General features: G+C 26.1%; 18 protein-coding genes. 12 read left to right on the top strand and 6 right to left on the bottom strand.

From position 1 onward, the window contains the following. Positions 1 to 102: 102 nt before the first annotated feature. Both ymfI and JWF52_RS15725 read right to left on the bottom strand, forming a co-directional pair. Complete coding sequence (gene ymfI, locus JWF52_RS15720) at positions 103 to 840, bottom strand: elongation factor P 5-aminopentanone reductase (RefSeq protein WP_208334479.1); 738 nt, start codon at positions 838 to 840, stop codon at positions 103 to 105. A gap of 252 nt (positions 841 to 1,092) precedes the next feature. Further along, positions 1,093 to 1,299: a cold-shock protein gene (locus JWF52_RS15725; RefSeq protein ID WP_208334480.1), complete on the bottom strand. Its 207-nt coding sequence runs from the start codon at positions 1,297 to 1,299 to the stop codon at positions 1,093 to 1,095. 307 nt (positions 1,300 to 1,606) lie between these two features. Here JWF52_RS15725 and JWF52_RS15730 point away from each other — a divergent pair, with 307 nt between their 5' ends. Together JWF52_RS15730 and JWF52_RS15735 are read left to right on the top strand one after the other, a co-directional pair. Beyond that, a complete protein-coding gene (locus JWF52_RS15730; protein ID WP_208334481.1) occupies positions 1,607 to 2,752 on the top strand; it encodes an aminotransferase class V-fold PLP-dependent enzyme in 1,146 nt (381 codons plus the stop codon). Between the two features lie 19 nt (positions 2,753 to 2,771). Beyond that, on the top strand, positions 2,772 to 3,305 hold the full coding sequence (locus JWF52_RS15735) for a (Fe-S)-binding protein (protein ID WP_208334482.1): 534 nt from the start codon (positions 2,772 to 2,774) through the stop codon (positions 3,303 to 3,305). A gap of 69 nt (positions 3,306 to 3,374) precedes the next feature. Here the strand turns inward: JWF52_RS15735 and ytaF are convergent, their stop codons facing one another. Next, a complete protein-coding gene (gene ytaF, locus JWF52_RS15740) occupies positions 3,375 to 3,998 on the bottom strand; it encodes a sporulation membrane protein YtaF (RefSeq protein ID WP_208334483.1) in 624 nt (207 codons plus the stop codon). A 280-nt stretch (positions 3,999 to 4,278) separates the two neighbouring features. On the opposite strand from ytaF, the gene JWF52_RS15745 reads away from it, so the two are divergent. The 4 genes from JWF52_RS15745 (at position 4,279) to clpB (ending at position 9,486) form a co-directional block, all read left to right on the top strand. Beyond that, positions 4,279 to 5,298: a DUF8173 domain-containing protein gene (locus tag JWF52_RS15745; RefSeq protein WP_502711266.1), complete on the top strand. Its 1,020-nt coding sequence runs from the start codon at positions 4,279 to 4,281 to the stop codon at positions 5,296 to 5,298. Positions 5,299 to 5,434: 136 nt separating this feature from the next. Continuing rightward, the gene (locus JWF52_RS15750) at positions 5,435 to 5,827 is read left to right on the top strand and encodes a lecithin retinol acyltransferase family protein (RefSeq protein ID WP_208334485.1); all 393 of its coding nucleotides are present in this window, start codon (positions 5,435 to 5,437) and stop codon (positions 5,825 to 5,827) included. A gap of 114 nt (positions 5,828 to 5,941) precedes the next feature. Then, on the top strand, positions 5,942 to 6,676 hold the full coding sequence (gene gpmA / locus JWF52_RS15755; RefSeq protein ID WP_208334486.1) for a 2,3-diphosphoglycerate-dependent phosphoglycerate mutase: 735 nt from the start codon (positions 5,942 to 5,944) through the stop codon (positions 6,674 to 6,676). A 215-nt stretch (positions 6,677 to 6,891) separates the two neighbouring features. Further along, positions 6,892 to 9,486, top strand: a complete 2,595-nt coding sequence (gene clpB / locus JWF52_RS15760) for an ATP-dependent chaperone ClpB (protein WP_208334487.1) — start codon at positions 6,892 to 6,894, stop codon at positions 9,484 to 9,486. Positions 9,487 to 9,558: 72 nt separating this feature from the next. Here clpB and JWF52_RS15765 read toward each other — a convergent pair whose 3' ends face one another. Continuing rightward, positions 9,559 to 10,260 carry a ferredoxin-like domain-containing protein gene (locus JWF52_RS15765; protein ID WP_208334488.1) on the bottom strand — a complete coding sequence of 234 codons (702 nt, stop codon included), beginning with the start codon at positions 10,258 to 10,260 and terminating at the stop codon, positions 9,559 to 9,561. A gap of 176 nt (positions 10,261 to 10,436) precedes the next feature. Between JWF52_RS15765 and JWF52_RS15770 the strand changes: the two genes are divergently transcribed. Together JWF52_RS15770 and JWF52_RS15775 are read left to right on the top strand one after the other, a co-directional pair. Beyond that, positions 10,437 to 11,588, top strand: coding sequence for an exonuclease SbcCD subunit D (locus JWF52_RS15770; protein ID WP_208334489.1), 1,152 nt, complete (start codon positions 10,437 to 10,439; stop codon positions 11,586 to 11,588). A gap of 1 nt (position 11,589) precedes the next feature. Then, positions 11,590 to 14,730: an AAA family ATPase gene (locus JWF52_RS15775; RefSeq protein WP_208334490.1), complete on the top strand. Its 3,141-nt coding sequence runs from the start codon at positions 11,590 to 11,592 to the stop codon at positions 14,728 to 14,730. Between the two features lie 39 nt (positions 14,731 to 14,769). On the opposite strand, the gene JWF52_RS15780 is transcribed toward JWF52_RS15775, so the two are convergent. Further along, positions 14,770 to 15,033: a hypothetical protein gene (locus JWF52_RS15780; RefSeq protein ID WP_208334491.1), complete on the bottom strand. Its 264-nt coding sequence runs from the start codon at positions 15,031 to 15,033 to the stop codon at positions 14,770 to 14,772. A 562-nt stretch (positions 15,034 to 15,595) separates the two neighbouring features. Between JWF52_RS15780 and JWF52_RS15785 the strand changes: the two genes are divergently transcribed. Then, a complete protein-coding gene (locus JWF52_RS15785) occupies positions 15,596 to 16,957 on the top strand; it encodes a MotA/TolQ/ExbB proton channel family protein (protein ID WP_208334492.1) in 1,362 nt (453 codons plus the stop codon). Further along, the gene (locus JWF52_RS15790) at positions 16,947 to 17,573 is read left to right on the top strand and encodes an OmpA family protein (RefSeq protein WP_208334493.1); all 627 of its coding nucleotides are present in this window, start codon (positions 16,947 to 16,949) and stop codon (positions 17,571 to 17,573) included. Before JWF52_RS15785 ends, JWF52_RS15790 begins: the two co-directional genes overlap by 11 nt. A 31-nt stretch (positions 17,574 to 17,604) precedes the next feature. On the opposite strand, the gene JWF52_RS15795 is transcribed toward JWF52_RS15790, so the two are convergent. Continuing rightward, positions 17,605 to 17,760, bottom strand: coding sequence for a hypothetical protein (locus tag JWF52_RS15795; RefSeq protein ID WP_208334494.1), 156 nt, complete (start codon positions 17,758 to 17,760; stop codon positions 17,605 to 17,607). 239 nt (positions 17,761 to 17,999) lie between these two features. Between JWF52_RS15795 and deoD the strand changes: the two genes are divergently transcribed. Both deoD and JWF52_RS15805 read left to right on the top strand, forming a co-directional pair. After that, positions 18,000 to 18,713 (top strand): purine-nucleoside phosphorylase, encoded by a 714-nt coding sequence (gene deoD / locus JWF52_RS15800; protein ID WP_208334495.1) that lies wholly within the window; start codon positions 18,000 to 18,002, stop codon positions 18,711 to 18,713. Between the two features lie 72 nt (positions 18,714 to 18,785). After that, complete coding sequence (locus tag JWF52_RS15805; protein ID WP_208334496.1) at positions 18,786 to 18,983, top strand: hypothetical protein; 198 nt, start codon at positions 18,786 to 18,788, stop codon at positions 18,981 to 18,983. Positions 18,984 to 19,002: the final 19 nt, after the last annotated feature.

Raw genomic sequence — 19,002 nt, forward strand, 5'->3', positions numbered from 1 at the left:
TAGCTTAGCAAATGATTTTCTTAAAACATATAAAAAATTATATTTATAATTAATAAAATTAAAAGCTTATAAATAGTTTTAACTATTTATAAGCTTTTAATTTTAAATTACAAATCCACCATTTGGACTAATTATCTGACCTGTTATAAAGTTAGATTTATCATCAGCTAAGAAAAGAGCTACGTTTGCAATATCTTCAGGAGTACCAAGTCTCATTAAAGGAGTTTCATCTTTTAGTACGTCTAAAATTTCATCGCTAACATTGTTTATCATATCAGTTTGTATAACTCCTGGAGCTATACAATTAACTTGAATGTTAGAAGGGCCAAGTTCTTTAGCAAGAGCTTTTGTCATACCAATTATTGCAGCTTTTGAAGTTGAATAATGAACCTCATAAGATCCACCCACCATTCCCCATATTGAAGAAATATTTATTATTTTACCGCTCATTTCAGGTATCATGTACTGAAGCGCTTTTTGAGTACAATAAAAAACACCATTTAAGTTAATATTCATCATATTTGTCCAGTCTTCATCAGTTATATCAGTGAATAATTTGTCTTGACTTATTCCTGCATTATTAACTAAAACATCAATGCGACCAAATTCACCAATGCAATAGTTTACTAGTAAGTTCACTTCATGTTTTTTAGATACATCTGCTTTAAATAATTTAACATATAGACCTTTATTTTTTAAATCAGTATAAAGTTCCATAGCTTCTTTTTCAGACTTACTATAATTTATTACTACATTATACCCAGATTCTGCAAATAAAATTGCAATTGCACGTCCTATACCACGAGAAGAACCTGTGACTATAGCTGTTTTTTTATTCATATTACTATCCTTTCTTACTATATAACTTAAATTATATAGTTTTATGTATATTACAAATTATAAAATAGTATTTGAAATTTGTAAAATGTAGTTCCTATAAAAGAATTAAATTTCACATAGAATTTTTATAAATTCCTTTAATATATTATATGTAAAATATATTAAAGGTTAAAGTAGTATAGCTACTCTATAAACTCCTAGTAGAGATAATCACTACAAAAATAAAAGGTATTTTAATACCTTTTATTTTTGTCAAACTCTCTTAACATTAAAAGCACAAAGTCCTCTATCTGCTGATACCATTTCAAAGTTAACTTCTTCGCCTTCATTTAAATTTTTATTATTATTTTCATTTATGTTAGAATAATGAATAAAAACATCTTCACCATTATCTGCACATATAAATCCATATCCTTTTTTAGGATTATACCATTTAACAACACCATTTATATTAGACATAATAAATCCTTCTTTCTCTTTGTAATAATATATAAATCTTTAACCTTATATATTATTTACTTTAAATCTTTATTTAATATATAGAAAAATATGAAAGATATCTATATGTTAACTATTTCAAAAACTTTAAATATATTAATATGAATTTAAAGAAAATAAAATAAGTATAGTTATAATAGACAACCTTTTTATTCTGTAAAATACATTAAGAAGTTTTAATATGCTATAATTAAATTAAGTATTGGAAAATGAAATTAAATTTAAATATTTATAATATATGATTTATAGGGGTATAGGGGGAATTTTTATGCAAATATATTTAGATAACGCTGCTACGTCTATGATAAAACCTGAGAGTGTTCCAAAATCAATTTATGAATTTATGATAAATAATGGAACTACATCAGGTAGAGGTTCTTATAAAAAAGCCATTCAATCAGATAGATTAATTTATGAGACTAGAAAATCAATAGCATCTTTATTTAATTTTGATAATCCTAAAAATGTAATATTTACATCTAACATTACAGAGTCGCTAAATCTTGCAATAAAGGGCATTTTAAATGAAGGTGATCATGTTATAACAAGTTCATTAGAACATAATGCAGTATGGAGATGTTTAAAAACATTAGAAAGAGATAGAAATATAAGTATAAGTAAGGTTAAAGCTAATAAAGAAGGATTATCTAATCCTGAAGATATAGAAAATGCTATACAAGAAAATACAAAATTAATAATATTTAATCATGCATCTAATGTACTTGGAACTCTCCAACCGATAAAAGAAATAGGAAACGTGGCAAGAAAATATAAAATACCTTTTTTAGTAGATACAGCTCAAACAGCAGGAGCTTATCCTATAGATATTCAAAATGATAATATAGATTTATTAGCATTTACAGGTCATAAATGTCTACTTGGACCAATGGGGACCGGTGGATTAATTATAAACTGGGATGGTAATATAAATCCTTTAAAATCAGGTGGAACAGGTGGAGACTCAGCCTACGAATATCAACCTAATTATTATCCAAATAAATTAGAAACTGGAACTTTAAATGTAAGTGGGCTAGTTGGACTTGGAGAAGCTATAAAATTTATAAATAAAGAAGGAATTAAAAATATACATAATAAAGAAAAAGAACTTATAGAGTATACACTAAAAAACCTTAATAATATAGATAACATCGAAATTTACGGACCTAAAGATAGTGAAAAAATAATAGGTGTAATATCTTTTAATATAAAAGATAAAATCCCTGAAGAAGTAGCTTATGAATTGGATACTAAATATAGTATTATGGTAAGATCAGGACTTCACTGTTCACCAAATGCTCATGAGCTAATAGGAACAAAGTCTAGGGGAACTATTAGAATAGGAATCGGATACTTCAATGAAAAAGACGAAATAGACACACTTATCAAAGCGTTAAAAGAGATTTCTAAGAATTAACACATTAAGGGGGGACAATATGTACTTAGAATCCATAGACTTGAGATTCATACAACCTTGTACAACACATACATCAAGAATTAGGATAAAAGCAGATTTATCAAGGGAAATTTCCGAGTTATTTCCATATATAAATTCTTATATTAAATCATGTTTATATAATAATAAAGCTCAAAATGTAACATTTACTTATGAAGGTAAAATAATAACTATATTTAAAGAAAGCTTAACAATAACTAAGCTAATAAATGAAACGGATGCTTATGAAATGATGGATTATCTTAAAAATATGATTAATAAAATATATAATGATAAAGATTATATAGAACCATCATATGAAATGAATAAACTTCCAAGCCCAATAGAGCTATATAAGCTGTTACCAAAATTAAATTGCAAAAAGTGTGGTGAAGCTACATGTATGTCTTTTGCAAATAAACTATTAAATGATCAGAGTAGTTTAAAAAAATGCATACATCTTCATGAAAGTTGTAATAAGGAAAATATAGAGAAATTAGAAGACATACTTTTAATGATTGGATATGAAGTATAACTATATATTATAAAAAGTCTAGGATATTTTCCTAGACTTTCTTTATTATACATGCATAACTTAAGTTATTTACACTACTCTTATAATAGCTAATAATATAAGTATAGCACCGGATAGCCAAGATAAATTTACGTTAGCTTTTTGTGCAAATTTTGAACCTAAATAGCTACCAAGTAATAAGGCACATAAACCTATAACTAAAGATAAAATTACAACCTCAACATAGTTAACACTTCCAAGACTGCTACCGAAACCAACTGCTAAACTATCAAGTGATAAGGCAACTGCTAAGTAAAATGCCTCCTTACAATTTAGAACTTTAGACTTATCATAATCTGCTTTTATTTCATCAGCATAAATCTCAAGTACAAATTTAAAGTCAAATACTTTAAAAGTTAGTGGAACCCCAATATTTGAATATTTTTGAATATATTTTTTAAAAAAAGATTCAAATAATCTATAAACACCAAGCAAAAATAAAAGACAAAAGCTTACTGAAGTAGCGACACTTGGATTTAAAAAATCTTTAAATATAGACCCCAAAAACAAAGAAAAAGCTAAGAATAAAGAACAAACAATATTTATTATCATAGCTGAAGAAAAAGGTATCTTTATTTTGTCTGTGCCATAAGCGATACTTGCTACAAATGTATCTATACATAATGAACATACTAAAAGTAAAGATTCTAACATTCAGACACCCCCTATATTGTCATAACTATTATTATATTATTAAAATCAGTTTAATTAGTTACTTAAAATTTATAAAATATATATAAATTAAAACTATCCAGCTTTAGAAAGCTTGATGTTTTTTTATATTTATTGAATTTTTAATAATTTTAACAATATAAATTTAATACAAGACAATAAATTTAATCTAAATATATCTATTTTATTCTAATAGCATATATTAATTTATAATAAAAGGGGGAGATATTTTGAAAAAAGATATATATCTATTTTGGTAATAATGATTATGTTTATATTTTCGTTAAATGTATATGCGGAAGATAAAAACAATTCATCTAATTTATTTTTATTTAGAGATAGTATAAGTAACAATGATGAAGTTTATGGAGATATTTATGCATTTGCTAAGGATATATCTCTAAATAACATAGTTGGAGGAGATATTATATCTGCAGGTCAGCAAATAGCTGTTAATTCAAAAGAGGTAAAAGGCAATATTCGATTAGCAGGTCAAGACCTTTATATTAATGTTGATGATACTAAAAATATTACTGCTGCTGCACAAAATATTAATATAAGTAAGGATACCAAAAGTAATGCTATATATGCAGCTTCGAAAGACTTTAAATTTCAAGGTCAAGCAAATGAACTATATATAAAAGCTAAAAATGTTATTATAGATGGTACTGTTAATAATTACTTAAATGTTGAGTGTGAAAATATAACTATAGGTGAAGATGCTAAGTTATTAGGAAAAATCAGTGTAAAATCACCTAATGAAGCTACTGTTTATGGTAAACATAATTTAGAAAATGCACATTATGAAAAAGTATTAGTTAAGGAAAGTAATTATTCATTTAGAATTATACCTATAATAACAAGCTTTGTGAGTTCAATAGTTATAGGCTTTTTATTACTTGTTTTGTTTAAAAATTATTTTAATAATTGTATTGAAAGTATATCACTAGATTTTGGCAAGTATATATTAATTGGCTTATGTGTATTTATAGCCTTTCCTATATTATTTTTATTGCTTTGCATAAGTATAATAGGAATTCCAATTTCATTACTGTTATTAATGTTATATATACTATTAATATATTTATCTCATATCCTTGTAGGTATAATAATTGGGAAATTTATATTAAAAAGCTATAATGTATATTTGCAACTCATAATTGGTATATGTGTAGTCAAATTTTTAATTTATATACCTTTTATAGGGGTTATATTAGGATTATGTGCGGTATTATTTACATTAGGATTATTAACTTTTAAAATATATTCAAGAATCAGATAATATAAAAGTGTGCTATGATATTTATATTTTGTAGCACACTTTTACTATTTTTGAAAATTATTTTTATTTGGACAAATCTTTACTCAAAATACATACTATACATTAAGTTTACTCTTTAACCAAGGAGGTAAAATGAATGCCCAAAGCAAATTATGGAGATATCATATATGTAAATCATCTTTTATATAAACATTTTGGAATATATTTAAGTGATAATTGTATAATACATTATGATGGTAAACAGGATGATTTACTCTTAAGAAAAATGTATGTAAGAGTTACAGATATAGAAAGATTTCTAAATGGTAAAGAAACTTATAAGGTTAAACAAGTTAAAAATAAAAACTATTCTTCGGATGAAGTAGTAAAAAGAGCTAAAAGTAAAATAGGTTCACAAGATTTTAATATTATTTTAAATAACTGTGAGCACTTTGCTAATTGGTGTAAAACAGGAAATAGAAAATCTAGTCAAGTAAACATAATTTTAGGAGCTGTATTTTTATATTTATTAAATGATTGTCATAAATAGATATAATTTAAAAAGGATTTATGCAATATATATTGTATAAATCCTTTTTGAATATAAATTGCACAAACAAATCATAATAAAATCATTAAGATTATTAGGGAAGGAGATGTTATATTGAAAAAAATAGTTTTAATAAGGCATGGTCAAAGCTTATGGAATCTAGAAAATAGATTTACAGGATGGCGTGATGTAGATTTATCTGAAAATGGATTAATTGAAGCTAGAAAGGCTGGAAAAATTCTTAAAGAACATGGCTTTACATTTGACATAGCTTATACATCAGTTCTTAAAAGATCTATAAGAACTCTGTGGATTGTATTACATGAAATGGATCTTATGTGGATACCAGTTCATAAGTGCTGGAAATTTAATGAAAGACATTATGGAGCGTTACAAGGATTAAATAAAGAAGAAACAGCAAAGTTATATGGTGAAAATCAAGTGTATAATTGGAGAAGATCTGTAAATATAGCTCCTCCTCCAATAACACGAGAAGATAAAAGGTATCCAGGAAATGAAGTTAAATATGCTAATCTTAGTACAGAACAAATTCCTCTTACTGAAAACTTAGAGGATACAGAAAAGAGAGTTCTTGAAGAATGGAATAATTTAATAGTACCTAATTTGAAAAATAATAAAAAAATTATAATATCAGCTCATGGAAACACACTAAGAGCTTTAGTTAAGTATTTAGACAATATGAGTAGTGATGGAATTGCAAATCTAAATATTCCAACTGGGACACCTTTAATATATGAATTAGATAATAATCTAAAACCGATAAGACATTATTACTTATCTATAGAAGGTGAAATACCTAAAGATGAAATACCAAAATTTATACAATAAATTTACTATTGACAAAATAATTTAAAGGTATATAATTTTTTATAAAATAAAACAAAATTATAAAAATAACTACTAAAAAATGTAATAATTTATATTTTCATAGTGTAAATTGTAGTTTAAAACATTATTAAAAATATTAAGATTCAAGAAAAGTTCATATATTGTATATATGTAATAATTATTTCTTGGGACATAATTTAAAGGGAGGTATTTTTATGGATATAGAAAAAATGACTGTAAGAGTTCAAAAAAGCTTAAATGATGCTTATAGCATCGCTGTGAAAAATCATAATCAACAAGTTGATGTTATTCATCTTTTTAGTGCTCTTGTTAATCAAGAAGATGGTCTTATACCAAATATACTAGAAAAAATGAATATATCAGTTGAATCATTAAAGTCAAGTATCGACTCAGAACTAAGTAAACTTCCTCAAATACATGGAGAAGGTATAAGTTCTCAAGGAGTTGTCGCTACAAGAAGAATAAATGAAGTTTTAATAAAAGCCGAGGAAATATCTAAAGAATTTAAAGATGCATACATAAGTGTTGAACATGTAATGCTTGCAATTATAGATATGGAAACGAGTACATCTATCGGGAAAATATTAAAACAATACAATATAAATAAAAACAATTTCTTAAATGTACTATCACAAGTTCGAGGAAGTCAAAGAGTCGAGACTCAAGATCCGGAAGGTACTTACGAGGCTTTAGCTCGTTATGGTACCAACTTAGTTGAACTTGCTAAAAAACATAAACTAGATCCTGTAATAGGAAGAGATGAAGAAATAAGAAGAGTAATAAGAATTTTATCAAGAAGAACTAAAAATAATCCAGTTTTAATAGGTGAGCCAGGCGTTGGTAAAACAGCCATTGTTGAAGGTTTAGCTGAGAGAATAATAAGAGGAGATGTTCCAGAAGGTCTTAAGGATAAAATAATATTTTCTTTAGATATGGGTTCTTTAATTGCCGGGGCAAAGTATAGAGGAGAATTTGAAGAAAGACTAAAAGCAGTACTTAAAGAAGTGCAAAGTTCAGATGGTAAGATAATACTGTTTATAGATGAAATTCACACTATAGTAGGTGCAGGAAAGACAGAAGGTGCTATGGATGCAGGAAATTTAATAAAACCTATGCTTGCACGTGGAGAACTTAACTGTATTGGTGCTACTACATTTGACGAATATAGACAGTATATAGAAAAAGACAAGGCATTAGAAAGACGTTTCCAACCTGTTATAGCAGAAGAACCTAGCGTTTCTGATACAGTATCTATACTTCGTGGACTTAAGGAAAGATTCGAAATCCATCATGGAATAAGAATTCATGACAGCGCAATAGTTGCTGCTGCAAAACTTTCTGATAGATATATTCAGGATAGATTTTTACCTGACAAGGCAATAGATTTAATAGATGAAGCTGGAGCTATGATAAGAAGTGAAATAGATTCTCTACCTACAGAACTTGATATAGTTAGAAGAAAGTTATTTACACTTGAAACTGAAAGAGAAGCTTTACTTAAAGAAAATGATGAAAAAAGTAGACAAAGACTTGATATAATAACTAAAGAAATATCAGAACTTAAATCGAAAAACGACGAGATGACCGCTAAATACGAGAAAGAAAAGAGTCAAATACTAGAAATAAGAGATTTAAAATCACAACTTGATGAAGCAAAAGGAAATGTTGAGAAATATGAAAGAGAATATGATTTTAATAAAGCAGCTGAAGTTAAATATGGGATTATACCAAAATTAGAAGAACAAATAAAACATCATGAAGAAAAAATGCAAAATAGCTATGATAATGCTTTACTTAAAGAAGAAGTAACTGAAAATGAAATATCTCAAATTGTTGCAAAATGGACTGGTATTCCAGTTACTAAACTAGTAGAAGGAGAACGAGAAAAGTTACTTAAATTAGAGGATGAACTTCATAAAAGAGTTATAGGTCAAGATGAAGCTGTTACAGCAGTTTCAAATGCAGTTATCCGTGCTCGTGCAGGTCTTAAAGATGAGAAAAAACCAATTGGTTCATTTATATTCTTAGGTCCAACAGGAGTTGGTAAAACAGAACTTGCAAAAACTTTAGCTCGTAATTTATTTGATAGTGAAGAAAATATAATAAGAATAGATATGTCTGAGTATATGGAAAAACACGCAGTATCTAGACTTATAGGACCTCCTCCAGGATATGTTGGATATGAAGAAGGAGGGCAACTTACGGAAGCAGTAAGAAGAAATCCATACTCAGTTATTTTATTTGATGAAATAGAAAAAGCTCATGAAGATGTATTTAACTTATTTTTACAAATATTAGATGATGGAAGACTTACTGATAATAAAGGTAAAACAGTAGATTTTAAAAATACCCTTATAATAATGACATCTAATATAGGAAGCCACTATTTACTAGAAGCTGGAGAAAACATCACAGAAGAAACTAAAGAACTTGTAATGGAAGAAATGAAATATAAATTTAAACCAGAGTTCTTAAATAGAGTAGATGATATTATAATGTTTAAACCTTTAGATAAAGAAGGTATAAAACGTATAATAGACATATTTATGAAAGATTTAGAAAATAGATTAAAAGATAAAAATATAAATATAGAAGTTACTGACTCTGCAAAAGATATAATGGCTAGAGAAGGATATGACCCTGTATATGGAGCTAGACCACTTAAAAGATATATAGGAAATACTTTAGAAACAATGATTGCTAAAAAGATAATCTCAGGAGACATTTATAGTGGATGCACAATTGTTATTACCGGAGAAGATGATAAAATAATAATTAATATAAAATAGTAAAAATAGGATGGTTATTTGCCATCCTATTTTTACTTATAAATTAAAATAAACTATGTCAAAAATAAGGAGCTATTTGTTAAGGATAGCATCTTGTACTGTATCAAATCCAAGTCTGTCAACCATTTTGAAAAATCTTTCACCATCAATGCCATTATTTTTATAAAAAATTATACCTCTTTCAACTATATCTAAAGCTTCTTCTGGAGTATAAACACCTTTAAGTTCTTTACCTATAATCTTGCTCGTACCAAATGTACCACCAATGGTTATTATCACTTGATTTAGTTTTTTGCCTATAACTCCAATACACGAAAGTTGAGCTTTTGGACAACTATTTTTACATCCACCAACTCCTAATCTTATTTTATTTGGAAGGACTGTGTCATAATACCCTTTATAAAATCTTTTATGCATTTCATTAGTGATTTTTTCAGTATCTATTAATCCAAATTTACAGACAGTTCCTTTACATGTATGTATTGGTCTTACTCTTTTACCTGTACCACCATTTTCAAGTCCGATGCTTTTAAGTTCGTTTTTTACAGATTCTATATCTTCATATTTTATAAATGGTATTTCAATATCTAGCCTTTGGGTAAGTGTGTAGTAAGATTTACCATACTTATCGCATATTTCACTTATTTTATTAGACTGTTCTTTTGTTATATGACCTGCAGGTATTATTACTCTACATGAAAAATGAACTCCATCTTTAAGTGGTAAAAATCCATGGCCTTTTGCTATCATTAATTGTTCTTTTGTTAATTCCATAATATACCTCCAACTCAAATAATTGCTTATTAAATTATAGCATAATATAAATAATACTATTATTTTGTTATTTAATACTAATTATTTATATTTTTAATATAAGATGTAGGATAAAAGTGAATTTTTAAAGAGCATATGATAAAATATGTACTATAAAAATATAATGAGGTGAAATAATGAAATTATTCCATTTAGGAGATTTACATATAGGAAAAGTAGTAAATGGATTTTCTATGATAGAAGATCAAGAATTTGTATTAAAGCAAGTAAAAGATAAGATAAAAGAATATAAACCAGATGTTTTAATACTTGCTGGAGATATATATGATAGGAGTGTGCCTCCTGCTAAGGCTATATCTTTGTTTAATGAGTTTTTAAGGGATGTATTGCTAGAACTAAAAACTCCGATACTCGCTATTGCAGGTAACCATGATGGAGCAGATTTGATCGGATTTGGTAAAGAAATATTTGAAAAGACAGGTCTATATATAGAGGGGAATTTTAGGAGAGATATAAAAAAAATATCATTAAAAGATGAGCATGGACATGTAAACTTCTATTTAGTTCCTTTTGCGGATTATGCTGTAGTGCGTGATGAATTAAATAACAAAGATATTAAATCCTTAAATGATGCTATGAAATCTATAATACATGAGATAGATAAAGAGATAAATATTAATGAAAGAAATATTCTTATAACGCATGCTTATGTCACAGGTGGAGAAAATCCTGAAACTAGTGACTCAGAAAAAATGTTGGTTATAGGAGGAAAAGAGTATGTTGAGTCAAGCTTATTTAATAATTTTGATTATGTAGCCTTAGGACATTTGCATAGATGCCAAGGTATAGGCGGAAATAGAATAAGATACTCAGGTTCACTTTTAAAATACTCATTTTCTGAAGAAAACTATGATAAATCAATAACTATGATAGATATAGATAAAAATAAAGAAATAAAGTGTGAATTATTACCATTGATTCCAATAAGAGATATGAAAACATTAGAAGGTAATTTAGAAGATTTATTAGAGAATATAGATGAAAGTATAAAAAATAATTATATAAGAGTTATATTAACAGATCAAGGGGAACTTATAGAGCCTATGTCAAAACTTAGACAAGTGTACCCAAATATTATGTTACTTGAAATAAAAAGAATAATAGGTAATATGACTCAATCGCCTCTTACATCAAGTGAAAGACAATCCAAATCAATGGATGAGCTATTTAGTGATTTTTATAGATATCATATGAAAGAAGATTTAAGTAAAGAAGGTATGAAAATAGTAAACAAAGTTATAAATGATGTAAAGGGGGAAGAGTTTTAATATGAAACCTGTATCTTTAAAAATAACAGCTTTTGGACCATATGCAAAAACTACTACTTTAAATTTTAAGGAAGATTTAAAAAATCAAAATATATTTGTTATAACAGGACCTACAGGAAGTGGTAAAACTACTATATTTGATGCTATATGTTATGCACTATATGGTCAAACTAGCGGCAATAAAAGAAATGGAGAGCAACTTAGAAGTGATTTTGTAGGAATTGATGGGGATAAGACAGAAGTTGAATTTACTTTCTCGGTTAGAAATAAAGAATACTTTATAAAAAGAAGCCCTAAGCAAAAAAGAAAAAGTAAAAGAGGAAATAAAGAAGTTGAAGATAGTGCTAGTGTAGAATTTAAAGAATTAGATAGTGATAATGCACCACTTACAAAAGATAAAGATGTAAATGAAAAGGTATTGTCTGTAATAGGATTAAATGTAGAACAGTTTAGAAAAATAGTAATGATACCTCAAGGAGATTTTAGAGAATTTTTATATGCAAATACTTCTGTAAAAGAAGAGATACTTAGAAAAATATTTGGAACAGATATATATAAAAAAGTTCAAGAAAGACTCTCTGAAGAAACTACCGTTCTTAGTAAAGATGTTGAACATATAAGAAATGATATAAACTCTATACTAAAGGTAGTAAAGTGTAGTCAAGATTCTGAACTTTATAATATGATTAAAAATGATGAACTTCATTCAAAAATAATAGATAAGCTATCTGAATATATAGAAGAAGAAAAACTAGTAAAAAATGAAAATGTAAAAATTATAGAAGATTTAAACTTAGATATTAAAAATAAAAATGATAAAATAAATAAATCAACAGTAATAAATGATAAATTTAATGCTAAAGAAGCTGAAGAAATCAGATTAAATAATTTAAAACAAAAAGAAAATGAATTTAAAATTAAATGTGAAAGTCTAAAAAAATATAAAAAAGCTTTAGATATACTAGTTCATGAAGAAAATTATTTAAAAGAAGATGAAGAAAGAAAAAGACTTAAAAATACTATAAAGATAACACAAGAAGAACTAGATAGGTGTTTAGTTGAATTAGATAAAATAACTCAAATGTATGATCAAATAGAAGAGAAACAGAAAGAAAAAGAAAAGCTTAATATAGATTTAAATAATTTAATGAACTATATAAAAGATGTTAATGATATAGATTTAAAGGCTAATAACATATCTAAGTTAACGAAAAATAAAGAAGAAATAGAAAAAAAGCAAAATTCTTATAAATTTGAATGTGAAAATTTAGAAAAAGAAATTGATACATTTATAAACAAACAAGAGGAACTTTTTAAATGTAAGCAAGAAAAGATAGAACTTGAGAATATTAATAAAAACTATGTTATTCTTAGAGATAAGCTTTTAAATTTATATAACTATGCTAAGGATTATAATACTTATTATTCTGAGCTTGGTAAAGACACTATAAAAGAAGAAAATTTAGAAAAAGAAATAAATAAACTAAAAGAGCAAGAACAGGTAAAGATAGACCTATTTATAAATGGGGAAGCTATAAGGCTAGCTAAGCATCTTAAAGAAGGATGTGAATGTCCTGTATGTGGATCAACATCTCATCCTAACAAAAGGACTGCTAATGATGACGTACCCACTAAAAAAGACTTAGATGAATTAAAAAAATCTATAAATTCTAAAGAAAAAGAAAAAGAGATTTTAACTAAAAAGAAAAATGATTTACAATCTAAACTAAATGGATTGAAAACATATATAAAAGAAATGTTTATAGAACTTGTAAATGAAAAAATATTTACCAATGATGATAAAGTTTTAGATTATACAAACACAGTGTTACCAAAAGGAAAAGAAATAAAGTTAAAAATAGATGAAACAAGTACTAAGTTGAAAACTTTAGAAGCCAATATTATCTTGTTGGAAAAAGAAATAAAAGATCTAAATGATAAGAAAGAGAAATTAAAAATACGTAAAGATGAACTTATAAAAATAGAATTTGAAGTAAAAAAAATAAGTGATACTTTAATAGGTGAGCAAAATTCATACAATGAAATATTAAAAAGAGTTCCTCAAAAATATCATAGTTTAGAAGTCTTAAATTTAGATATAAATACTTTAAGCAAAGAGTTAAATGATAGAGAATCGTATATAAAATCAGTAAGAAATAACTATGATGAAATATCTAAGAAAAAAATAACAATACAGAGTGGTTTAGACAATTTAAAAAATAACTTAGATAATACTTTATCTAAGTTAGAGTTACTTAAATTAAAATTTGAAAATTTAGTTAAAGAGAACTTCTCTAGCTTAGAAGAATACAATTTATCTAAAATAGATGAAAATATAATTGACAACTTAGATAAAGAAATAAATAAGTATAATGAAGAGTTAACTGTATCTATAAGAACAGTAGAAAACCTATCTAAGGAATTAGTCGGTTTAGCAATTGTTAATTTAGATAATTTAAAAGACGAATTAAATGTATTAGAAACTAATAAAGAAGCTTTAGATAGTAAAATTAAAGAATTAAACTTAAATATAGTAGATAATGAAAAGATATTAATTAAAATTAAAAAAGATTATAATTCCATTAAAGAAAAAGAAGATCAATATAAACTAGTTGCAGATTTATCTAAACTTGCAAATGGAAGTAGTCAAAATAAAGTATCATTTGAAACTTTTGTGCTGTCTAGTTACTTTGAAGATGTAATAATAGAAGCTAATAAAAGGTTACAGTCAATGACTTCAAAGAGATATTACTTATTAAGAAGAGAGGAAAATAAAGGTGGAGGAAGAAAAGGGTTAGACCTTGATGTATATGATAGTCATACTTGTAAGTCAAGACCAGTTAATACCTTATCTGGAGGAGAAAGCTTTAAGGCATCGTTAGCTCTAGCACTTGGACTTTCCGATACTGTTCAACATAATTCTGGAGGAATTAGGTTAGATACAATGTTTATAGATGAAGGTTTCGGTACTCTTGATTCTGAATCATTAGATAATGCAATTGATACACTAATGGAACTTCAGGATAATGGTAGAATAATAGGTGTAATATCTCATGTTAATGAGTTAAAGGAAAGAATACCTTCTAAATTAATAGTTGAAATGGACACTAAAGGTAGTAAGGCATATTTTGATAAGATATAAATAAAATCCAGTACTAAATTTAGTACTGGATTTTGTTTATTATATAGTAATATTATATTCTTCAATTAGTTGATTGTTAGAATGCTCTATTTCAAGTCTTACATCAAATCTAAAAGCTATAAAAGCAATTATACCAATTAGTATTAAAATTAACCCGGTCTTCAAACTTTTTATACAATCTTTTTTATTTCCTTTAATGATTAAATAGAATCCATATAGCGTAAAAAGAATCCCCACTATTCCAGGAACTATTAAAATAGAAAAAATAACAATAAATAGTGTTAAAACTGAGAATAATACCATTTACAGAGCACCTCCTCTACTATACTATATATTATTAAAAAATATTTATAATAGTTCTAATTTACAAGTAAGATTAATGTATACATAGAAAAATTTAGTCATTTTTTAAGTAGCTTATTAAAATATTAATAACTTATAAATTTTCTATAAAAATATAGATTAGAAAGTTAGGAAAGTGGCATATTTTATACAATAGAACAAACGTTCTTAGTGGTAAAAAGTGGCACTTTGAAAAATTTACTTTTTATAAATCATTGAAATTTAAATGGTTTTAATTTATATTAAGAAACATTTTAATTTATAATAATATAGGAGTAACACTATGCATATATTTATCATATTATTTAGTACACTATAAAAAACTCCCTACAATAAAAATATTATCTTAGTTATCTAGAAACTTTTATAGATAAAACCCATAACTTAATAAATGTAGGTAAGTAAATATAGTAATATGAGGTAACTGTGAAATTTTAGGTTACTTCATATTTTTTTGTATTTTAATATTATATTAAACATATAAATTATATGTATAAATAATAAAAAGGGGAGTGGTATAAAATTGAATAATATAATCATTAATTCTATAACTATAGCATTTTTAATAGTAATTGTATTGTATTCAGTAATAAATATAATACTAAATAAAAACTTATATAACTTTATAAGCGAAGATCTTATAAGGCTTAATGAAAATTATAAGATAAGTTTATTATATTCGGATATAAAAAATAAATATTCTTTATACATATTAGAAAACTCACATGCAGATATAAATATAGCTTCATTTATTGAAGAAATCTGTGCAAGCTTAAAATTTAAAAATAGGTTTGTATTAGATAAAATAAAGCGAATAAAAAACGCTTCATCTACATGCATTTTATTAGGAGTGTTAGGTACATTTATAGGGCTTTCCATGATGCTTTTAAGTATTAATACTAGTGACATAATAAATTCCCTTCCTGAGACTATAAGCAGTATGCAAACTGCATTTATAACAAGTATATTTGGTATAGTATGCTCAATTATACTAAACTTAATAATAGGATATCATGATTGTGAGCATATACTAATTCAATTAATGTTAAAAATGGAAAATTTACTAACATCAGAGATTACCCATCAAAAATCACAAGACATAGATAATAAAATAGAAGATGTAAAAAGCTCTATAAAGGAAATAAGTATATCAATAAAATCAATAGAAAGATTTGATCAAATATCAAAAGATTTAACTGAATTTAATAGTGAATTTATAAATGGAATAGAAACTTTGAAAGAATTATTAGATGGTTCTCAAAACTCTATCAAAATATTTGATCAAAACGTTAGAAAACTAGACAAACAATTTAGTATAATGAATATGAAATTTACGAAATTATTTGATACTTATGACAATCAAAGTGAAATAAATAAAGAAATATTATTAGATATAAAAGAAACTTCTAAAAATATTTCTGAATCAAATGTAAATCAGCTTAAGATGAAAGACTATTTAAGAACTTTATCAGCAAACTTTGCACTATATGAAAGAAGCGCTCAAGACTTACTTAATAAATTAGTAGAACATGAAAATAAAATAATAAAAAATCAAGGAGATCTTAATGAAGAACAAGTAAATTTAGATACGACAGTAAAACACTTAGCTTCTGTAATTGCTATATCTTCTCAAGACATTGAACAAAAATTAAATATGATATTTGACTATATAGACATCTACAAAGAAGCTTCGACAATTAACGCTATGCAAAATGATAATTATAAAAAATACTCAGGTGAAGAAATTTACGACATGGAAAAAACAAATGAATCAAATGAAATAATAAAATCTTCAAACAAATACCCAAGTAAAACATCAGCATCTAAAAAATCATACAATAAGTTTAGAAGAAAGTTAATTGGAGATGATAGAAATGGTAAATAAATATAGGAGGACTATAAATAGAGAATTTGAAAAAAGTAGTTTTTGGCCTACTTTCACAGATATGATTTCAACTGTATTAATGGTTGTTATGCTTATGCTATTTAGTTCTGAATCAATTGCAGGATCTGTTGAAAAAGAGTTAGCAAAAAATGTGGGCACATCAGTAGAGGAAACTCTAAAAGCAAATGGAATACCTGTGGATGTAGATAAGATAACTGGCCAAATAACATTTGGTGAAAAAACTATGTTTGATGTAGATAAATCAGAGTTAAAATCTGAAGCGAAAGAAATGCTAAAAATATTTATTCCAAAGTACATAGAAACAATTTATAAAGATTATGGGGATAATATATCTAAAATAGTTATAAAAGGCCATACAGACGATGTAGGGAGTTATTTATATAATTTAGATTTATCTCAAAAACGTGCGTTTAGCGTTGCAAAGTTCATTGTTAGTGATGAAATAGGAGATTATAAGTATAAAGATAAAGTTATGAAAGACATAGAAGCTATAGGAAGATCTGAGGCTGAACTTGTAAAAAATAAGGATGGTAGTGTAAATAAAGATGCATCAAGAAGAGTAGAAATAAAATATGAAATAAAAGTTAATAATTAATAAAAAATAAAAGGTGACTAATAACCACCTTTTATTTTTTATTATATTGAATAGATTGTACAGTATCTTCATTCATTGTGTTATTTTTAAATTTTACAGAAAGATAAAAACTAAATATTAGCATTGGTATTAGTACTAACAAAGCAATTAATTGAGTATCTTTAGTCCGCTTATAATTATTGGTCAAAAAATCCCCTCCAAATCCCAAAATAAAGCAGGTTTATAACATATTTTGCTAATACAATTTTTAGGATGTAAAGTTTAGTTTTGGGAAAATATATTTTGAAAATCTACATATATTTATAGTATACTATCATAGAAACAAAAAATTTCCATATAAAATAAAGTTTTATTAAAAATTTATTTTATGTGGCATAATATCTAGTGATATTATATGATTTTTTACAAATTAAGGAGGAACAAAATATGACTACACCAACACCACATAATAATGCAAAAATAGGAGATATAGCAGAAACTGTGCTATTACCAGGAGATCCATTAAGAGCTAAGTTTATAGCAGAAACATTTTTAGAAGATGTGGTTCAATATAATACAGTAAGAGGTATGTTTGGATATACTGGATATTATAAAGGAAAGAAAATCTCTGTTCAAGGTTCAGGAATGGGAATACCTTCAATCGGAATATATTCATATGAGCTTATACATTTTTATGGAGTTAAAAATTTAGTAAGAATAGGTTCAGCAGGAGCCATAAGTACAGATTTAAATTTACATGATGTAGTAATTGGAATGGGTGCTTGTACAGATTCAAATTATGCAGCTCAATTTGATTTACCAGGAACTTATGCTCCGATAGCAAGTTATGAACTAATGCAAAAAGCAATAGATGTAGCTAAAGAACAAGGAACGAAGGTAACTGTAGGTAATATACTTTCAAACGACGTATTTTATTCAGATAGAGGGCTAGAAGGTGGACTTGGTAAGTGGCAAAAAATGGGAGTACTTTGTGTAGAAATGGAAGCAGCAGGTCTTTATATGAATGCTGCTAGAGCAGGAGTTAATGCTTTAGCTATACTTACAATATCAGATTGTCCATTTACAGGAGAAGAATGTTCAGCTCATGATAGACAAGTAGCATTTACTAAAATGATGGAGATTGCTTTAGAATTAGCTTAATGATACTTAAAGTTCTTATTAATCGTAAAATACATAAACAATTATGAACTTTAGAAATAGGGGAAGATTACTATGTTAAAGATTTTAGCAATATTTTTTATAGTATTAGGAATTATTTTAAGAACTTCATATAAAGTTTCTATAAAGAAAGAAAATTTAACAAATAAACAAATAGAAGATTTAGAAAAATCTAAACATGCAGGGAGTACTTTTATATTTGCTGGAATATCAGCTTTTATGTTAAGCTACATGTTTACGGTTTTTAAATAGTTATAGGAATACATAAGAA

It is taken from the genome of Clostridium sp. CCUG 7971 (assembly GCF_017590215.1).
GTDB lineage: Bacteria > Bacillota > Clostridia > Peptostreptococcales > Peptostreptococcaceae > Faecalimicrobium.